Source organism: Bradyrhizobium sp. Ken51 (assembly GCF_055807435.1).
This window is the reverse complement of record NZ_JBVVPB010000028.1, coordinates 15,438-33,203: the sequence shown is the minus strand read 5'-3', so window position 1 is coordinate 33,203 and position 17,766 is coordinate 15,438. Positions and strand designations below refer to the sequence as shown.

Annotated in this window: 17 protein-coding genes; 6 read left to right on the top strand and 11 right to left on the bottom strand. The window is 64.0% G+C overall.

All coding sequences use genetic code 11. The features are described from left to right. Nucleotides 1-80: 80 nt before the first annotated feature. The 4 genes from AC0L27_RS32520 to AC0L27_RS32505 all read right to left on the bottom strand — a co-directional run bounded on the left by AC0L27_RS32520 (nucleotide 81) and on the right by AC0L27_RS32505 (nucleotide 4,173). Nucleotides 81-734 carry a QcrA and Rieske domain-containing protein gene (locus AC0L27_RS32520; RefSeq protein WP_473321785.1) on the bottom strand — a complete coding sequence of 218 codons (654 nt, stop codon included), beginning with the start codon at nucleotides 732-734 and terminating at the stop codon, nucleotides 81-83. 265 nt (nucleotides 735-999) lie between these two features. Continuing rightward, nucleotides 1,000-1,464, bottom strand: coding sequence for a group III truncated hemoglobin (locus AC0L27_RS32515; protein WP_354065534.1), 465 nt, complete (start codon nucleotides 1,462-1,464; stop codon nucleotides 1,000-1,002). Between the two features lie 137 nt (nucleotides 1,465-1,601). Next, nucleotides 1,602-2,453, bottom strand: a complete 852-nt coding sequence (locus AC0L27_RS32510; protein WP_354065532.1) for a 3-hydroxybutyryl-CoA dehydrogenase — start codon at nucleotides 2,451-2,453, stop codon at nucleotides 1,602-1,604. Between the two features lie 241 nt (nucleotides 2,454-2,694). Further along, nucleotides 2,695-4,173, bottom strand: a complete 1,479-nt coding sequence (locus AC0L27_RS32505; RefSeq protein WP_473321784.1) for an FAD-binding oxidoreductase — start codon at nucleotides 4,171-4,173, stop codon at nucleotides 2,695-2,697. Between the two features lie 224 nt (nucleotides 4,174-4,397). Between AC0L27_RS32505 and hisC the strand changes: the two genes are divergently transcribed. Together hisC and AC0L27_RS32495 are read left to right on the top strand one after the other, a co-directional pair. Continuing rightward, nucleotides 4,398-5,450: a histidinol-phosphate transaminase gene (hisC, locus tag AC0L27_RS32500; RefSeq protein ID WP_473321783.1), complete on the top strand. Its 1,053-nt coding sequence runs from the start codon at nucleotides 4,398-4,400 to the stop codon at nucleotides 5,448-5,450. Nucleotides 5,451-5,672: 222 nt separating this feature from the next. Next, nucleotides 5,673-6,371, top strand: coding sequence for an ABC transporter permease (locus tag AC0L27_RS32495; protein ID WP_473321830.1), 699 nt, complete (start codon nucleotides 5,673-5,675; stop codon nucleotides 6,369-6,371). Here the strand turns inward: AC0L27_RS32495 and AC0L27_RS32490 are convergent. Continuing rightward, nucleotides 6,345-7,154, bottom strand: coding sequence for an ABC transporter substrate-binding protein (locus tag AC0L27_RS32490; protein WP_473321781.1), 810 nt, complete (start codon nucleotides 7,152-7,154; stop codon nucleotides 6,345-6,347). The genes AC0L27_RS32495 and AC0L27_RS32490 overlap by 27 nt on opposite strands. Nucleotides 7,155-7,327: 173 nt before the next feature. Here AC0L27_RS32490 and AC0L27_RS32485 point away from each other — a divergent pair, with 173 nt between their 5' ends. The 3 genes from AC0L27_RS32485 (at nucleotide 7,328) to AC0L27_RS32475 (ending at nucleotide 9,337) form a co-directional block, all read left to right on the top strand. Then, a complete protein-coding gene (locus AC0L27_RS32485) occupies nucleotides 7,328-7,612 on the top strand; it encodes a hypothetical protein (RefSeq protein WP_473321779.1) in 285 nt (94 codons plus the stop codon). A gap of 294 nt (nucleotides 7,613-7,906) precedes the next feature. Then, complete coding sequence (locus AC0L27_RS32480) at nucleotides 7,907-9,007, top strand: hypothetical protein (RefSeq protein WP_473321828.1); 1,101 nt, start codon at nucleotides 7,907-7,909, stop codon at nucleotides 9,005-9,007. Nucleotides 9,008-9,070: 63 nt separating this feature from the next. Further along, entirely contained in the window at nucleotides 9,071-9,337 is a 267-nt protein-coding gene (locus AC0L27_RS32475) for a TonB-dependent receptor plug domain-containing protein (protein WP_473321777.1), read from the top strand. A gap of 11 nt (nucleotides 9,338-9,348) precedes the next feature. On the opposite strand, the gene AC0L27_RS32470 is transcribed toward AC0L27_RS32475, so the two are convergent. Continuing rightward, the gene (locus tag AC0L27_RS32470) at nucleotides 9,349-10,665 is read right to left on the bottom strand and encodes an alpha/beta hydrolase (protein ID WP_473321776.1); all 1,317 of its coding nucleotides are present in this window, start codon (nucleotides 10,663-10,665) and stop codon (nucleotides 9,349-9,351) included. A gap of 501 nt (nucleotides 10,666-11,166) precedes the next feature. On the opposite strand from AC0L27_RS32470, the gene AC0L27_RS32465 reads away from it, so the two are divergent. Further along, nucleotides 11,167-13,176, top strand: coding sequence for a putative bifunctional diguanylate cyclase/phosphodiesterase (locus AC0L27_RS32465; RefSeq protein ID WP_473321775.1), 2,010 nt, complete (start codon nucleotides 11,167-11,169; stop codon nucleotides 13,174-13,176). Nucleotides 13,177-13,178: 2 nt separating this feature from the next. On the opposite strand, the gene AC0L27_RS32460 is transcribed toward AC0L27_RS32465, so the two are convergent. The 5 genes from AC0L27_RS32460 to AC0L27_RS32440 are packed head-to-tail and all read right to left on the bottom strand — an operon-like array spanning nucleotide 13,179 to nucleotide 17,765. Further along, nucleotides 13,179-13,898: an ABC transporter ATP-binding protein gene (locus AC0L27_RS32460; protein ID WP_247290635.1), complete on the bottom strand. Its 720-nt coding sequence runs from the start codon at nucleotides 13,896-13,898 to the stop codon at nucleotides 13,179-13,181. Beyond that, the gene (locus AC0L27_RS32455) at nucleotides 13,891-14,646 is read right to left on the bottom strand and encodes an ABC transporter ATP-binding protein (protein WP_275173249.1); all 756 of its coding nucleotides are present in this window, start codon (nucleotides 14,644-14,646) and stop codon (nucleotides 13,891-13,893) included. The genes AC0L27_RS32460 and AC0L27_RS32455 overlap by 8 nt, the downstream gene beginning before the upstream one ends. Beyond that, entirely contained in the window at nucleotides 14,643-15,641 is a 999-nt protein-coding gene (locus AC0L27_RS32450; protein ID WP_473321771.1) for a branched-chain amino acid ABC transporter permease, read from the bottom strand. Before AC0L27_RS32450 ends, AC0L27_RS32455 begins: the two co-directional genes overlap by 4 nt. After that, nucleotides 15,638-16,513: a branched-chain amino acid ABC transporter permease gene (locus tag AC0L27_RS32445; protein ID WP_473321769.1), complete on the bottom strand. Its 876-nt coding sequence runs from the start codon at nucleotides 16,511-16,513 to the stop codon at nucleotides 15,638-15,640. The genes AC0L27_RS32450 and AC0L27_RS32445 overlap by 4 nt, the downstream gene beginning before the upstream one ends. Before the next feature lie 10 nt (nucleotides 16,514-16,523). Beyond that, nucleotides 16,524-17,765: an ABC transporter substrate-binding protein gene (locus AC0L27_RS32440; RefSeq protein WP_473321767.1), complete on the bottom strand. Its 1,242-nt coding sequence runs from the start codon at nucleotides 17,763-17,765 to the stop codon at nucleotides 16,524-16,526. Nucleotide 17,766 lies beyond the last annotated feature (1 nt).

The following is a 17,766-nucleotide window of genomic DNA, read 5'->3' as shown; positions in this document are numbered from 1 at the left end:
TTGAATTCTTGTCGTTCGTCCCGTCGTCCGCCCATCGGCGGATGCGGTCTCTCGTGACGCGGGCACAACCCGCACGCCCATCATCCCGGCTGCGCGCCACCTACCTTTCCGATGAAGTTTCCGGCGACGCTGAGCGAGCCGTCAGCCAGCGTCAGCGGCAGCGCAGCGAGCCGTCGCGGCGCCGGCCCGAACACGACCTGCGCGCCCGCGCGAGGATCGTATTCCGAGTTGTGGCACATGCATTTGAGCACTTCCTTGTCGCCGACATCGCTCTTCACCCAGGCCGTGACGGGACAGCCGGCATGCGAGCAGATTGCCGAATAGGCGATGATGCCGTCGACAGCGCGCGCTTTCGTCTGCTCGTCGAGCTCGGCGGGATCGAGCCGGATGATCAGAATCTCGTTGAGGCGCGAGGCGCTGCGCACGACCGACGTCTTCGGATCTTTCGGCCAGGCATGCACCGGCGGTCCGCCGGCCGGCAGAGCGGCCGCGGTGACGGGCTTTCCCTCCTGATCGCCTTCGGAGAATACGAGCAGATCGCCTTTCTGAGGCCGCTCGTCGGAGCCAGGCGCATCCTCGCCCGCTTGGACCTGCTTGGAACAGGCGAGGCACGCCGTGGTGGCCAGCGCACTCATCAGGAGCGCCCGCCGGGTTTGCTCCCTGCAGGCGTCAGCTTCGGATTCCGCTGTGTTGTCGGAGGATGAAGAGGATGTGTTGAACGATGCACGCGACATGCGTGCAAGCAGGCGCTGGAACTCTGCCGAAAAAAAGGCAGAGATTTTTTCCCGCAGTGCATCAATACAGCTTTGCTCGCACTGATTGAACGCGAACAGGCGCATTTGCGCGCATATTTTGAATTGCAACGGCACGCTACGCGACCGGCATGATGATTTTGCAGATCAGGTCAATGCTGTCGGTATTGGTGCAATGGGCGACGCTCGGCGCGATCGTAGCGAGATCAGTGCGGCTTGTGCATTTCTCAGGCAGGCATTCTGTATTCTAGGAGCGGAGCACGTGGCGCGGCGAAGCGATGCGACCGGCCAAGGTCGCCGACGCCATCTCGAAGCTGTCGGCGATGCGGCGCGCCCTGTCGATGAACAGAGCGGCTGCCTGCGGCGGGCAGACCTCGCGCGCGGTCTGTTCGAACAGATCGAGCCAGCGGTCGAAATGATCCCCGACGAGGCTCAGTGGCACATGCGCCCGCATCGGCGAGCCGTGATAGCGGCCGCTCATCAGCACGACCGACGACCAGAAATCCCGGAGCTTGGCCAGGTGCTCGTCCCAATTCTGCACGACCGCGAACACCGGCCCCAACAGCTCATCCTCGCGCACGCGTCCGTAGAAGCGGGTGACGAGTTCCCCGATCATCTCTTCGGTGATCCCCGTGCGCTCGATTGCATCCTGGGTCAGCAAATTCCGCCGCGCGGCCGCAGCCTCGCGCTCGGCCTTCAGTCGATCCGACATATCCCTTGTTATCCGTTCCGTTGTTCCCGCAGGGCGCCCGTTCGACATTGTCGGGCCGATTGCGCGCGGCGTCTTTGTCGCAGCGCAAAGCGCGGAGGCTGGCGGCGAGCACTCAACACCCGCCGCCCGCGCCATTGTCAGGCGCTGTAGGTGTAAAAGCCCTGCCCCGTCTTGCGGCCGAGATGGCCGGCGTCGACCATTTCCCTGAGCAAGGGGGCTGGACGGTATTTGGGGTCGTTGAAGCCTTTGTAAAAGACCTCCATCACCGACAACATGGTGTCGAGCCCGACGAGATCGGCGAGCGCCAGCGGCCCGATCGGATGGTTGCAGCCGAGCTTCATGCCGGCATCGATCTCTTCCGCCGTCGCAATCCCCTCCTGAAGCGCGAAGATCGCCTCGTTGATCATCGGACACAGGATGCGGTTGACGGCGAAGCCGGGGCTGTTCTTGGCCGTGATCGCCACCTTGCCGACGCGCTTGGCGAAATCGAGAGCCTTGGCGTGGGTGTCATCCGAGGTCTGCAGGCCGCGGATCAGCTCTAGCAGCGCCATGACCGGAACCGGGTTGAAGAAGTGCATGCCGATGAAGCGGTCGGGGCGGTCGGTCGCCGCGGCGAGCTTCGTGATCGAGATCGACGAGGTGTTCGTGGCGAGCAGCGTGCGCGGCGACAGCGTCGCACAGAGATCCTTCAGGATCTTGACCTTGAGTTCCTCGTTCTCGGTCGCAGCCTCGATGACGAGATCGCAATCGACGAGCTTGGCGCGGTCGGTAGTGCCGGTGATGCGCTTGAGCGTGGCGTCGCGATCGCCCGCCGACATCTTCTCCTTTTTGACCAGACGCTCGAGGCTGCCGCCGACCGTCGAAATCCCGCGGTTCACCGCCGCATCGGAAATATCGACCATCACGACCGAAAGCCCGGCCGCGGCACAAATCTGCGCGATGCCGTTGCCCATTGTCCCTGCCCCGATGATGCCAACGGTTTGGATCATTGCCTCAAATCCTTCATCCTTGCGGACGTGCCATACCGGCCCCGTCCCATTGTTCCTGGATCAGGGTCTAGCACCGCCCCCGGCCGGGTGCGACCCGATCCTGTCCCTTCCTTAAAGCATCCAAGGCGGGAATAAAGCCGCCTTCCGGTCGCGAAACGGCATGATTTCGCGCCCGGCCCGTTTGGCCCGGCCTATCTGCGGCATCCCGTCCGCGGGGAGCCGGGCTCGCGGCGGTAACGGCTTAACCGAGACGAAGCACCTTGCCCGGATTCATGATGTTCTTGGGATCGAGCGCCCGCTTGATCGTGCGCATGATGTCGAGCTCGGTCCGGGAGCGATAGTGCTGGAGCTCGTCGAGCTTCTCGATGCCGATGCCATGTTCCGCCGAGATCGAACCGCCCATGGAGGTGATGAGGTCGTTGACGGCCCGTGTGATCGCCGCGGAATATTGGGAGAGCGTATTGCGGTCCATGCCCTTCGGCCCCATGAAAGAGAAGTGCACATTGCCGTCTCCGATGTGGCCGAGCGGATAGGGGCGGATCGCGGGCAAGATTGCGAGCACGGCCTCAAGACCGCTGTCGATAAACTCGGGAATCCTGGAGACCGCGACCGACACGTCGTAGCTCAAGCCCGGACCTTCGGCGCGCGATGCCTCGGCCACGCTCTCGCGAATCCGCCACATGTTGCGCGACTGCGCTTCGGTTTGCGCGATCACCGCATCCAGCACCCGGCCCGCCTCGAGTTGGTCGGCCAGGAACTGCTCCATCCTGTACGACATGCCCGTGCCGCCGTCCTGCCGTGGCCGGGCCGACGACCATTCGAGAAGGAGATACCATTCGGTCTCAGCCTTGAGAGGATCCTGGGTGCCGGGAATGTGGCGCAGCACCATGTCGGTGCACGCACGGCTGATGAGCTCACAGGAGCCGACATTGTCATCGGAAGCGGCATGCGCCTGCGACAGCAGGTCGATGGCTGCCTTGGGATCGCGAATCGCGAGCCATGCCGTGCACACGTCTTTCGGCGCCGGCCAGAGTTTCAGCACCGCCTTGGTGATGATGCCGAGCGTCCCTTCGGCGCCCATGAACAGATGCTTGAGGTCATAGCCGGTGTTGTCCTTCTTGAGTGCGCGCAGGCCGTCCCAGACATCGCCGTTAGCCAGCACGACTTCGAGACCCAACACCAGATTTCGCGCATTGCCATAACGCAACACCTGCACGCCGCCGGCATTGGTGGACAGATTGCCTCCGATCATGCACGAGCCCTGAGCACCCAGGCTGAGCGGAAAGAGGCGATCGTGGCGCGCAGCTGTGTCCTGAAGCGTCTCGAGGATGCAGCCTGCCTCCACGGTCATGGCATAGCCGACCGGATCGACATTCAGCACCTGGTTCATGCGACCGAGCGACAGCACGATGCCGCGGTGCATGGGCCACGGCGTGGCACCGCCCATCAGGCCGGTGTTGCCACCTTGCGGAACGATGGCAATGCCGCTGTCGTAGCAGAGCTTGACGACAGCGGAGACTTCCGCGGTGCTGGCCGGACGCACGACCGCCGCGGCCTGCCCCGCCAGTTCGCCGCGCCAGTCGGTCACGAAGGGCTGTTTGTCTTGCTCATCCAGGATCAGGCCTTTGTCGCCGACGATGGTCCGCAACCGGTCGAGAACGGCTGACGTCACGGGCGCGGTCGGAATCGAGGGAGCGGTGGGAAGGGCTGCACCCGGCATGTGTTCCTCTCTTTTCGGCCGTTCAGCGCCTTGGCGCGCGCCGGCCTTCGATCTTGTTTTCGTTTCTGGGCGGTGGTGCGACGAACCTAGCATAGGGGTCGCGCTTGCGGGAACGTCCCCGGCAGTAAGCCTCGTGCGGATTTGCCCGGAATGCTGAACGCAGGTGCACTTCCGCCGAGCTCCCGCATACCCTACTGTGCCCGATCAAATTCGGATTGGAGATCATGAGCCGTTTCTGGAGTCCGGTCGTCCACACGCTTTCGCCCTACGTTCCCGGCGAGCAGCCGAAGCAGGACGGCATCGTCAAGCTCAATACCAACGAGAATCCCTACCCGCCCTCGCCGCGCGTGCTGGCGGCGATCGCATCGGCTGCGGAGCGGCTGCGCCTTTATCCCGATCCGCGCGCAACGCGCCTGCGCGAGGCGATCGCTGCCCATTGCGATGTGGCGCCCGAGCAAGTGTTCGTCGGCAACGGCTCCGACGAGGTTCTGGCCCACACCTTCCAGGCCCTTCTGAAGCACGAACCACCGCTTCTATTCCCCGACGTCACCTACAGCTTCTACCCGGTCTATTGCGGCCTCTATGGAATAGCGCATGACGAGGTGCCGCTCGATGCTGCGATGAGGATCGATATCTCCGACTACAGGCGACCATCGAGCGCCATCCTCCTCTGCAATCCGAACGCGCCTACCGGCATCGCCCTTCAGCGCGACGCAATCGCATCACTGCTGGCCGAACAGCCGGGCAGGCTGGTGGTGGTGGACGAGGCCTATGTCGATTTCGGCGCCGAGAGCGCCGTGCCACTGGTTGCACGGCACGACAATCTACTGGTCATCCAGACCTTCTCCAAGTCGCGCTCGCTCGCTGGCCTGCGGGTTGGTTTTGCCATCGGCCAACGACCGCTGATCGAAGCGCTGGAACGGGTGAAGGACAGTTTCAACTCCTATCCCGTCGATTGCCTCGCGATCGCCGGCGCCGTTGCCGCGATCGAGGACGACGGCTGGTTCAAAGACACCCGTGCCCGTATCGTCGCAAGCCGCGAAACCTTGGCCCGCGACCTCAGACAACTCGGCTTCGAGGTGTTGCCGTCGCTCGCCAACTTCGTCTTCGCGCGCCATCGAAGCCGGAGCGGAGCAGATCTCGCGGCGGCGCTTCGCCAGCGCGGCGTTCTGGTGCGGCATTTCGGAAAGCCGCGCATCGAGGACTTCCTGCGCATCACGGTCGGAACGGAGGCCGAGTGTGCCCGGCTTGTTGAAGTGCTGCGCGGCTTGATCTGAGCCCCGACGGTCCCTGCATCGGCCAACGTCAAACGATGGGGCCGAACGCCACCTCGTGCCATGGCGCGCGAGGCTTTGATTTCCGGTCAAATTCGGGTTACCAAACCGCTCCGCCGCCGACTTGCACGACGATGCCCTCGGGGAAATATACGTGAAACACCTCCGCAGTCCCGGAATCGACGCACCCGAGACATCGTGGCGGGCGCCGAAGCTCAGGCACGGATGAACGACTTCGCGCGATCCGTCGGCGCCGCATTCACGCTGATCGGCGAGGCCGACGCAGAGCTTCTGGGCATCGTCGGACTGTCGGTGCGCGTCAGCCTGACGGCCAGCATCGTCGCGCTTCTGATCGGGGCGCCATTGGGGGCGCTACTTGCGATCACCCGGTTCCGCGGGCGGCAGGTCATCATCGTCCTGACCAATGCCTTGCTTGGTCTTCCGCCGGTCGTAGTGGGGCTCGCGCTTTATCTTCTGCTGTCGCGGTCCGGCCCGTTCGGGGCGGCCGGCCTGTTGTTCACGCCGGCGGCCATGGTGATCGCGCAGGCGCTGCTCGCCACACCGATCGTGGTCGCACTGGTGCACCGGCCGGCGAGCCTGCTGTGGGCGGAGTATGGCGACTTGGCGCGGATCGACGGGCTGTCAACGCTGCGCAGGATCGGCTTGCTGTTCGCGCTGGGCCGGACCTCGCTGCTGACGGCTTTTCTCGCAGCCTTCGGGCGCGCGATTGCCGAGGTTGGCGCCATCCTCATCGTTGGTGGCAACATCCGCGGTTTCACGCGCACGATGACGACGGCGATCGCGTTGGAGACCAGCAAGGGCGACCTGCCGCTGGCGCTCGGGCTCGGGCTGATCCTGCTCGCACTCAGCGTCGCAGTGTCGACCGTCGCCTTCCTTCTAGTGGGACGCGTTGGGGAAAAATAGCTGCTCGCCGCCGACCTTATAGCCGGCAATGGCCTCCTGTCCCTTTGAAGAGATCAGCCAGTCGATGAAGGCCTGCCCGTCCCGCGCCTTCACGTTCGCATGCTTGGCTGGATTCACCAGCATGACACCGTACTGGTTGAACAGCCGCTTGTCGCCTTCGGTCAGGACGGCAAGGTCGCCGCGGTTCTTGAATGACAACCAGGTACCGCGGTCCGACAGCAGATAGGCATTCGACGACGAGGCCATGTTCAATGCCGGGCCCATTCCCTGGCCGATCTCGCGATACCAGCCGTCCTTGGCGGCACCTAGGTCGATGCCGGCCTCCTTCCACAGCCGCAGCTCGGCCGCGTGCGTGCCGGACTTGTCGCCGCGCGAGATGAACGGCGCCTTTGCGGCGGCGATCTTGCGCAGCGCCTCGGCCACGTCCTTGCCGCCGGCGATCTTCGCGGGATCGCTCTTCGGCCCGACAATGACGAAGTCGTTGTACATGACGTCGAAGCGCTTCACGCCCTCCCCTTCGGACATGAACTTGTCTTCGGCAGGTCTGTCATGGACGAACACGACGTCTGCATCGCCGCGCCGTCCGATGTCGAGCGCCTGGCCCGTGCCGACGGCCACGACCTTCACATCGATGCCTGCGGCCTTCGAGAACAGCGGCAGCAAGTAACCGAACAGCCCCGACTGTTCCGTTGACGTCGTCGAGGCCACGGTGATGGCGCGCTCCTGCGCGAATGCGATCGTGGACCAGAGCAGAACCGCTCCGAGAGTCAGTATCCTTTTCATGCCTCGTCCTTACACCAGATGCCGGATGTTCCAAACTCTACCGTCGATAGAGCCGTACAGGGAACCCTGACAAGCGCCGCAACGCGCTTGGTCATGATCCTCGCGGCGCTCCCCGGTGAGGAACGTCCGCTCCGCGCGTAAGTTGTGCCCAAGTCAACCCAGGAGGAAACCAGATGAAGAAGCTCATTTTGGCATCCGCGTGCATCATGGCGCTGGCGACCGGCGGCGCCGTCGCGCAGACACAACCCGCCCCCGGCGCATCCGGCCAGGGCGACGTTGGCCCCTCGTCGCGAGGCCCCGCGACCAAAGGCATGACGACCGGCACGTCGTCGAACATGCAGAACGAGGCCGCCGACAGCAAGGGCAAGCAGACTCCGAGCGCCGGCGGCAGCAACACGAACAACATGGGCAGCCAGGCCGGCGGCGGCGCAGGCTCCGGCTCCGGCGCCGGAAAGTAGGCCGGTGTCGATTGGAAATTCTGGAGAGGGGGCGATCGTCCCCTCTCCAGAAGCCTACGTGCCATCAAAGCTTGTCGACGTCATGTGCGAAGGTGTTGGTGTCGCACGAAGCGCATTGGCGGGGCCGCACCTTGCTTACAGTCACGCCGGCAAAATCGCAGCCGCGCGCTCTGAAAGCGCGGATGTTCTGCAATTGGTCCCACCCACATTGACATCAGTGTGACAGCCGGGGATTTTTACATTGCTGGCGAATCAGCGATGGCCTCAAGCCGAGTACCTCTTGGACAACTCCCAGTGCTTTCGAGACTGATATCGTTGCTGCGCCGCATCCCCGCGGTGAAATGGGCGTTCACCCGGCTTCGGCCCGCGCCGCACGGCGGCAGCATCGACGTCGCGCCTGATGCCGCAGACGCCTCACCCGCCATTGTTGCCGAAATTATAAAAGCCGCCCCGGCTCTCGACACTACCATTGGCGCGGATACCTTGAACTCCGACGCGGCGATCACGGCTTCAGCCGCCGAAGACGACAGCGCCAGCCTTATTATCGCGGAGAACCCGTCGGAAGCGCCAGCCGATTTCAGCGGCAGCGACGAACCATGCCGGGAGACGGGGGCGGACGTCGAGCTCGTTGTCGTGGAGGAAGCGTCGGTTGCGACCATCGGCGTCGAGCGCGAGCCGGTCGACGTCCCCGTACTCATCATCAACAGCGATCCATCTTCCGAACTCGCGGACGGCGTTGAGCCCGTTGTCGCGGAGAAGGCCTCGTCTGCCGAGGTCGAGTTGGAGATCGTCCCGGTCGATGCCCCCGCTCTCGCTGTCAACGAGGAGCATTCCTCTGCCGCCGACGTGGATACTTGCTCAACTTTCGCCGACACGTGTGTCGCGTTCGCCGATCGCGGCATCTCGCCGGAGCATGTCCCTGAAGACAGCATCGCCAGCGATCCGTCCCCCAGCGGCGCGGACGTCCTCGCCGACACGCCCAGCGTCGTCACGGATGTTGCGCCGGAGCCGGCCCTCGAGGCTCCCGCTCCGGAGATCGCCAGCGCGCCGAAGATTCGTGCAAAGATCGCAGAACCCGCCGACCGCGCCGCGCTGATCCGGCAGCGTTGGGCGGAGACCGGGATCAGAATGTGGAATCCCCGCCTCCATGGCGCCGGTGATGCCACGCTGAACATCCAGGGAAGCGTCGGGCTGTTGCCGCCCGGGCTCGGCGAGACGATGCCGCGCTACGACAAGCTGGAATTCCGGATGCTCGGCGGACAGATCGTCTGCGAAGGCGTGATTGTCGAAGCACCCGCGCATGCAAGCCAGCGCAGTTTTACGCGGCTGGCCGAACCCGGGAAACCCGACCGGATCCGCGAACCAATGCGGGAACGCCAGGCCGCTCTCGCCTGACCCTTTATTCCCTGCGACGACCAGCCCATATGCTAGGCTGACGCCCTGAATCTGGGAGATCGTATGCCCGCAAAATCATTGCGACTGGTCGTGATTGCCGCCCTCTGCGTCTCGCAAGGAGCGTTTGCCGCATCCAGTAGACGCCACGCGCCCGCTACCGATCGGGCCTCACCCTACAAAGCCGACCGCCTCTCCTCTTCGCGCGGAGAGACGATCCTCGGCACGCCCGGCCAGACCACCGTGCTGACGCGAGAGATCCTCGACGACAAGCACGCGACGAGCCTCAAGGACGCCATGCGCTCGACCGCCGGCGTGACGATCGGGCGCTAGGCCACTTTCGCTCAGGGGATAGGGTAGCCCTTCCAGACCCACTCCAGCGCCGACGGAAGCGTCTGCGCGATCGTGGGGCGGTCGACGTGCTTGGCGTTGCGCACGAACAGGAATTGATAATGGTAGCCCTTCTCCGCCAACACCTTGGCCATTAGCGCGTTGGAGAGGGTCCAGTCGTGCATACCGTCGGGAATAGTGGGGTTCGGATAGAACAGGTCCTGGTCGCCGCCGAAGAACCAGAAACGGATCGGCTTGGTCGGCGCAGCGACGATCAGCGGCACGCCGGGCGGCTCGGCCGGCGTGAGCACGCCCGCCTTGGAAATGAGGTTGGGCCCGGCCGGCCCCGTCCATGCGCTGTGATATTCCCAGGCGCCGCCGCGCAGCGACGGGTCATGCGGCCATTGCTGGTTGACCATGGTCGGCGAGAACGCCAGCACGCGGCGATAGAGATCAGGATAGAACCACGCCATGGTGAAGGCTGCCACGCCACTCGAACTCAGCCCCATGGTCGCACGCCCATCGGGATTTCTGGTCAGCCTGACCTCGGCGTTCTTTTCGACCAGCGGCAGCACTTCACGCTCGACGAACTGCGCGTAGGCGCCTGACACCGCGTCATATTCGCGGCCGCGCTGACTGCCCTGCGCGTCCTGCCCGCCATTGCCGATCTGAATCGCGATCATCGGCGGCACGCGGCGCTGCGCGATCAGATTGTCGAGCGTGACGGCGAGATCCTTGTAGGCGTTGGAGCCGCCGTCGCCGACCACGATGAACGGCGCCTCGCTGCCGCGCACATATTGCGCCGGGACATAGACGTCGATGGTACGCGACCAGATCCCTGGGTGGCTGGTCGTGACGATCATGTGCGACTTGTCATCCGGCGCCGTAACGGTCGTCATGATCGAGGAATTGGTGCAGCCGGCAAGATCGTCGCGGATCAGACCCGGATTGTAGATAGTGCTCTCCTTCGACGACAGCGTGAAGGATTTTGTCGTCCCACGCGGCACGCCCTCCTTCGCGATCGTCTCCGGCGCAGGATTGTGGGTGGGACCGATGATGAAATTGCCCTCGGCACCCGGTGGCGGCAGCGTTCCGTCAGGAAGCTCAGTGCCACGCGGATAGTTGGGATTGGAGGGATCGCGCGTCGGAGGTGTCGTCTTGAAATCGAGACCCGCCGTATCAATGAAGAACGGGCCCGCCTTGTCGACGGTGTTGGCCCCAGGCGGCACCACCATGTTCTGGGTGACGCAGGCCGGCTGCGAGAAGGCAATCGATGTGGACGAGACGAGGGAAATCAGCGTCCCCGCAACAACGGAGAATGAATTGGTCATTTGAGCTCCCGGTGTTGACGAGTCTTTCTGGCTCGCCTTGGCGCAAAGTATGACGAGCCGCCTGCGCGCGGTCAAACCCCAGCCGGCCGCATTGCAGCTATGGCCGCCATGCTCAAATCGGACAGGGAGGGTTATTCCGCGCACTGTCACGAAATTACGGGACACGTGGCGCTCGAGAAAACAGCGATCGTCTCGCGCTATCTTCACCTCTCCTTCTCCGGGGGAGAGGTGAAGCGGCCATACCGGCTCGCACTGTTGTCGGTGCGACAATACGTTTCGCCGCGCATATGGTTAGCAGAGCGTAGCCGCTACTTATGCAGTCTCTTTCAGCCAATCACCGCGCTTCCGCCGCCGGATATCGTTAACGCGGTCTCACCGGTGCGCGGATCGAGAAGATCCGCGGCGCGTCGAACCTCTCGCGAGGACGCCAATCTAACGCCCCCTTTACCCCCGCCGTGCAAGATCGCCCGCGTTTTGAGGGAATTCAGGGCTGATATTGCAATGCCTGTCACCAATTTGAAGTCTCATCTAGCTGCCGTTGTAGAGCTGTTTCGCGTTCCGGCCGACAATCCGGAGCTGATGCGCGCGCAATTCGACGCCTTCTCAAAACAGATCCCGCTGCTCTATTTCATCCTGATCACCAACACGATCGCGGTGGCTTATACCTATGTGCCGCTGGCGCCGGCCTCGCTCAGTATGATCATGCCGGCCGTGTTGATCGCGGTGACAGGCTTTCGCACATTCTGGTGGCTGCGCCAGCGCGGTGTCGTCCGCAACGATGCCGACATCCTGCGCAACCTGCGCCTCACCAACTGGATTGCAGCGCCGATCGCGGCGGGTTTTACTCTCTGGTCGTTTGCCCTGTATCCCTACGGCGATGCTTTCGCCAAGAGCCAGGTTGCCTTCTACATGGCGGTGACCGTGATCGGCTGCATCTTCTCGCTGATGCATCTGCGCTCGGCGGCACTGATCGTGACGTTGGTCGTCGACGTGCCCTATGTGCTGTTCTACTTCGCGACGGGCGAACCGACGCTGGAGGCGATGGCCGTCAACAATCTGCTGGTCACCGGTGCGATGGTCACGGTGCTGTTCATCTACTATCGCGACTTCGCCGACCTTGTCGCGAGCCGCAAATCGCTGCTGGCGCAGCAGGCGGCCACCCAAGCCCTCTCGGACGAGAACTTCCGCCTCGCCAATCTCGATTCCCTCACCGAGCTGCCGAACCGCCGGCGCTTCTTCGCCGAGCTGTCGAGCGCGTTCACCGATGCCGAGCGCAGGAACGTTCGCGTCGCGGTCGGGATCATCGACCTCGATGGCTTCAAGCCGATCAACGACAATTATGGCCATTCGGTCGGCGACCGCGTTCTGATCGAAGCGGGCCGGCGCATCCGCGAGGTCTGCGAGGGCTTCGGCCCGCAGCGGGTGGAATTTGCCAGGCTCGGCGGCGACGAGTTCGGCCTCGTCGTGTGCGGCGACCCTGACGATGCGGATCTGATGCGGCTCGGCGAACGCATCGGTGACCGGGTCAAGCTGCCCTACCAGCTCGACACCGCCCATACCGGGCTGTCCTGCTCGATCGGCTTCGCGCTATTCCCGCAATCGGCAACGACGGCGGAAGCGCTCTATGAATGCGCCGACTATTCCCTCTATCATGCCAAGCGCCATCTGCGCGGCCGCACCGTAATCTTCTCGAGCGAGCTCGAGGCCGAGATCCGCAGCCGCGGCGTCATCGAGAATTTGCTGCGCACCGCCGATTTCAGCACCGAGATGGACCTGGTGTTCCAGCCGATCGTGGACGCCATGAGCGAGCACACCGCCGGCTTCGAGGTCCTGGCGCGCTGGCGCAGCTCCCGCCTCGGCCTGGTTTCGCCGGCCGACTTCATTCCGGCCGCCGAGCGCATCGGCCTGATCAGGCCGCTGACGCAGGCGCTGCTGGTACGCGCGCTCGCGACGGCCAAGACCTGGCCCGACCACATCCGTCTGTCGTTCAACCTGTCCGCCCACGACGTCTGCTCGCCCGAGGGCATCCTGCCGCTGATCACCATCATCGAGAGGAGCGGGCTGCCGCCGCACCGGATCGATTTCGAGATCACCGAGACCGCCGTTACCTTCGATTTCGTACGCGCACAACAATCGATCGCGGCATTGAAGGCAATGGGCTGCGGCATTTCGCTGGACGATTTCGGCACCGGATATTCCTCGCTGAGCCACGTGCATTGGCTGCCGCTCGACAAAATCAAGATCGATCGCAGCTTCATCGCCGACGTCAACGACAATGCAGTGAGCCACAAGATCATCAAGTCTCTCACGGGCCTCTGTGACGACATGGAGATCGCCTGCGTGGCCGAGGGCGTAGAGACCCGCGCTCAGCTCGATACCCTGCGCCGGCTGGGATGCGACTTCATCCAGGGTTACTACTTCGCAAAGCCCATGCACGGCGACGCGATCGACGAGTATCTCGCAAAGGAACGCCAGCGCCTCAGCGGCGCCGGAGCCAGGGTCGTGGCCTAAAGTCAGACCGCGCAGTAGCGCTCCTGGATGTCCTTGTCCGCCAGCAGCGCCGCGGCGCTGCTTTGATGCACGACTTCACCCTGATCGATGATCACGGCACGGTCGGCGAGCCGCAGCGCCCATTCGACGTTCTGCTCGACCAGGAGCAGCGTCTTGCCCTCGTCGCGCAGGCGACGGAACAGCACGCCCATCTCCTCGACCAGGACAGGCATGATGCCTTCCGATGGCTCGTCGAGCAGAAGCATCTTCGGCTTCGCGATCAAGGCGCGTGCAATCGCCAGCATCTGCTGCTCGCCGCCCGACAGCGTGACACCCTCCTGGTCGAGACGCTCCTTCAGGCGCGGAAAAGTCTCGGCGATCTCGTCGATCGCGACGCGCTCATCGATGTCGCTTCCTGCCGCGACGAGGCCGAGACGAAGGTTCTCGCGCACGGAGAGACCGGGGACGATGCGGCGCTCCTCGGGAACGTAAGCCAGGCCGAGATGGAAGCGCTGATGGGCGCGCAGCTGCAAAAGCTCCCGGCCCGCAAAGCGCACGCGACCTGTCGCCTTGGGCATCAGGCCCATCATCGACCGCAGCGTGGTGGTCTTCCCGGCTCCGTTGCGACCCACAAGGGCAACGACCTCGCCGGGCTGGACATGCAAGGAAATGCCGTGAAGGACGTGGCTCGCGCCATACCAGGCGTGGAGATCCCTGATTTCGAGCAGTGCGGTCTCAGCCATAGCCTTCACTCTGTCCGAGATAGACCCGGCGGACCTCCGGATTGCTCCTGATCTCATCGGGCGCGCCGTCCGCAAGCAGGCGGCCATGATGCAGCACCACGACGCGCTTGGATAGGCCCAGCACCATCTTCATCTTATGCTCGACGAGAAGCACGGTGCGCTTCTCGGCGAGCCGTTCGAGCAGCGCGACCATGTCCTTTGTCTCTTCCGGCCCCATGCCGGCGGTCGGCTCGTCGAGCAGAAGCAACTCAGGCTCCGAGACCAACGCGATCGCGATCTCCAGCGCGCGCTGCTGGCCATGCGACAGGAACTTGGCCAATTCGGCGCGCCTGCCCAGCAGCCCGACTGCGTCGAGTGCAACATCGGCGCGGGCATTGAGTTCTGTAAGTCGGGCGCGGTTGCGCCAGATGTCGTAGCTCACGGTCAATGCCTGCGCTGCCACGCGGACGTTCTCGTGCACGGACAGGTCCGGGAAGATGTTTGTGATCTGGTAAGAGCGCGAGATGCCCTGATGCACGAACCGATGCTGCGGCAGACCGTTCAGCTCGCGTCCTCTGAAATGCAGCTTGCCTGACGTCGGTGTCAGCGCGCCGGAGAGGATGTTGAAGAACGTGCTCTTGCCGGCGCCGTTCGGCCCGATGATCGAGGTGAGCTGTCCGGCCGCAAAAGACACGGTGATGCCTTCGAGCGCGACGAAGCCGCCGAAGTGCTTGCCGATCCCCTCGGCACGAAGCAATTCGCCGCTCATGGCCGCGCCTTTCCGACACCCAATGTGTCGAGCAGCGTGCCCCAGATGCCCTTGGGGAGGAACAGCACGAACAGGACGAAGATCGCACCGACGAAGAGCTGCCAGTGTGGGGTCCAGACCGAGATGACGTCCTCCAGGATCAGGAACGCCGCCGCGCCGACGAACGGCCCGAAGAAGCTGCGCGCGCCGCCGAGCAGCACCATCATCACGATCATGCCCGATGTCTGGTAGTGCAGGATGTCGAGCGGCACGATCGACAGATGTAGCGCCAGCATGCAGCCACCGAGCGAGGAGATCGCGCCCGACAGCATGAACACGATCAGCTTGCTGCGCTCGACGTCATAGCCGCAGGCCCGCGCCCGCTGCTCGTTCTCGCGGATTGCCTCGATCACGGCCCCGAAGGGCGAGTTCAGGATGCGCGACTGGAACCACATCGCCAATGCGGCAAAGGCCATCAGCACATAATATTTGTTGAACGGGTCGAGGAAATTGACGGGGAAGCCGAACAGGCTGATGCGATCGACAGTAAAGCCGCGCAGCCCGTTCTCGCCACCGGTGAACGACGAGGCCTGGAGCGCCACGTAATAGACGAGCTGGGCCAGCGCGAGTGTTACCATGGAGAAGTAGATGCCGCGGGTGCGCGTGGAGACGATGCCGATCGCGGCGGCGAGGCCGGTACTGAGGAGAACAGCGATCGGCACCGCTGCGAACCAGGGCACGCCGTAACGGCCGATCGCGATACCCGTGAAGTAGGCGCCCGCACCAAAGAAGGCGGCCTGGCCGAACGACAATAGCCCGGTGTAGCCGAACAGCAGATTGTAGCCCATCACGACGACGCCGTAGATCAGGACATTGACGGCCAGCGCCTGGGACGGCAGCAGCCAGGGCAACACGGCCAGCACCGCGATGGAGAGCAACACGCGTTGGTCGAGAAGCCGGCCGAGCCCGCTGGAGGTGCTCTTGGCGACCGCTTCGCCGCCCGATGGTGACGTCACGCCGTCCTCCCTCTGACGCCGAACAGACCTTGCGGGCGGATCAGCAGCACCACAGCCATCAGCGCGAACATAACGATGGTTGCCATCTCCGGCGCGAACAGCGCGACCAGGCTGATGGAGATGCCGACCATGAGGCCTGCGACCACCGCCCCGACGATCGACCCGAGGCCGCCGATCACGGTCACCACGAAGGCTTCCGCCAGCACCAGCGATCCCATCTCCGGATTGACGCTGCGCATGGGACCCGCGAGCACGCCCCCGAGCGCGGCCAGCCCGACGCCGAGTCCGAAGATCGCGAGCCAGACCCGGCCGATGTCGACACCGAGCACCTGCATGATGGTGGGATCGCGGGCGCCCGCGCGCACGATCAGGCCGATTCGGGTCTTCTCCAGCGTCAGCCAGAGCACCAGGAGCACCACCGCCACCAGCGCAATGACGAACAGGCGGTAGCGCGGGAAGAATCCGATACCGAGATCGAGCACGCCGATCAGCTGCGGCGGAGTCGGAAACGGGATGCCGTCGCTGCCGAACACGATCCGCACGCCCTCGACCAGGATGTAGCTGAGGCCGAAAGTGAGCAGCAGCGGATCGTCGATCGAGCGCCCATAGAGCCTGCGGATCAGGACGAACTCGATCAGCATGCCGAAGCCGCCGATCAGGATGGGAGCGAGCAGCAATCCCCACCAGAAGCTTCCGGTGAGAGACGCCAAATACAGCCCCGCGTAGGCCCCGATCATGAACAGCGCCCCATGGGCGAAATTGACCACCCCGAGCATGCCGAACACGATCGTCAGTCCAAGCGCAGTGATCACCAGGACCGCCCCAAGGGCGATCCCGGAAAGAAGCTGCATGATGATCAGCGACAGGTCCATTGCCCAGGCTTCAGGTCGCGTGGCCCAGCTCGCTGCAACTGCGCAGCATGTCGTCGGAACCCGTGTCGTTGGCGAGAATGGCGAATAGATCGTTGTCGTTGGCCATGGCGGACTTCTTCTTGGACTCCAGCACCAGGACTGGCTGCACCGACTGGTGGTCGCATTTGCGGTAATGCTGCGGACCCTTGGTCAGGTCGTATTGCAGCTTCTCCAGGGCATCGACCACCTTGTCCGTATCGGTGCCCCCCGCGGTTTGCATGGCCTGCAAAAGCGATCCGACGCCGGAATAGCCGTAGGCGCCGTAATCGGTCGGGATCGCGCCGCCATTGGCTGCCTTGAAGGCGCTGTTGAAAGCGGCGGCGGACTTGCTCTGCGTCTCCAGGCCCCAGTAATAGTTGGCGCCGCCGACCACGCCCTCGAACACGTCGGGACCGACCGCGAGCCGCTGGTTGTGCAGGATCACCGGCACGACGATCTTCATCTGCTGCTTGACGCCGAAGTCCACCGCTTGCTTGATCGCATTGGCCTGGTCGCGGCCGAAATTGGAGATGCAGAGCACGTCCGGCCGCATCGACATCAGGCGCGGCATGAAGGTGGAATAGTCGGCAGCGCCAAACGGATGCAGGATCTCGCCGACATTGTCCGCGCCGATCGCTGCCTGCGCGCGCTTGAAGCCGCGCAGCATCTCGTGGCCGTAGGCATAATCGGCGACAAGATGGGCAACCTTCATGCCCTTCTTCAGGGTCTGCCGTGCCACGGCGGCGGTCGTCATGTGCGGGTTCAGCGCTTCATGGAAGGTATATTTGCTGAAATCCTTGGCCTCGTTGATGGTGTCGGACTGGCTGATCGAAACGTAGATCACGCCGCGGGCGCGGGTGACCTCGTTGACTGCCAGCTGCACAGCGCTGGAGAGCGCGCCGACCACGGCATGAACCTTGTCCTTCTCGATCAGCTCCAGCGTACGGGTCGCGGCCTCACCGGCATTGAGCTTGTCGTCGCGCACCAGCAGCTCGACCTTGCGGCCGCCAATACCGCCCTTGTCGTTGGCGAGCTTGACCGCAAGCTCGGCGCACTTGACCTGATCGCGCGCTTCCGCGGCGAAAGGGCCGGTCAGCGGGGTTGGAAAGCCGATGCGGATCGTTTCGTCCGCGGCGCGGCCAAGCCGCGGCATGGCGAGAAGTGCCGCGCTTGCGGAGAGACCGGCGAGCGCGGTGCGGCGGGATATTTTCAGGGTCGAACCGGACTTGGGCATG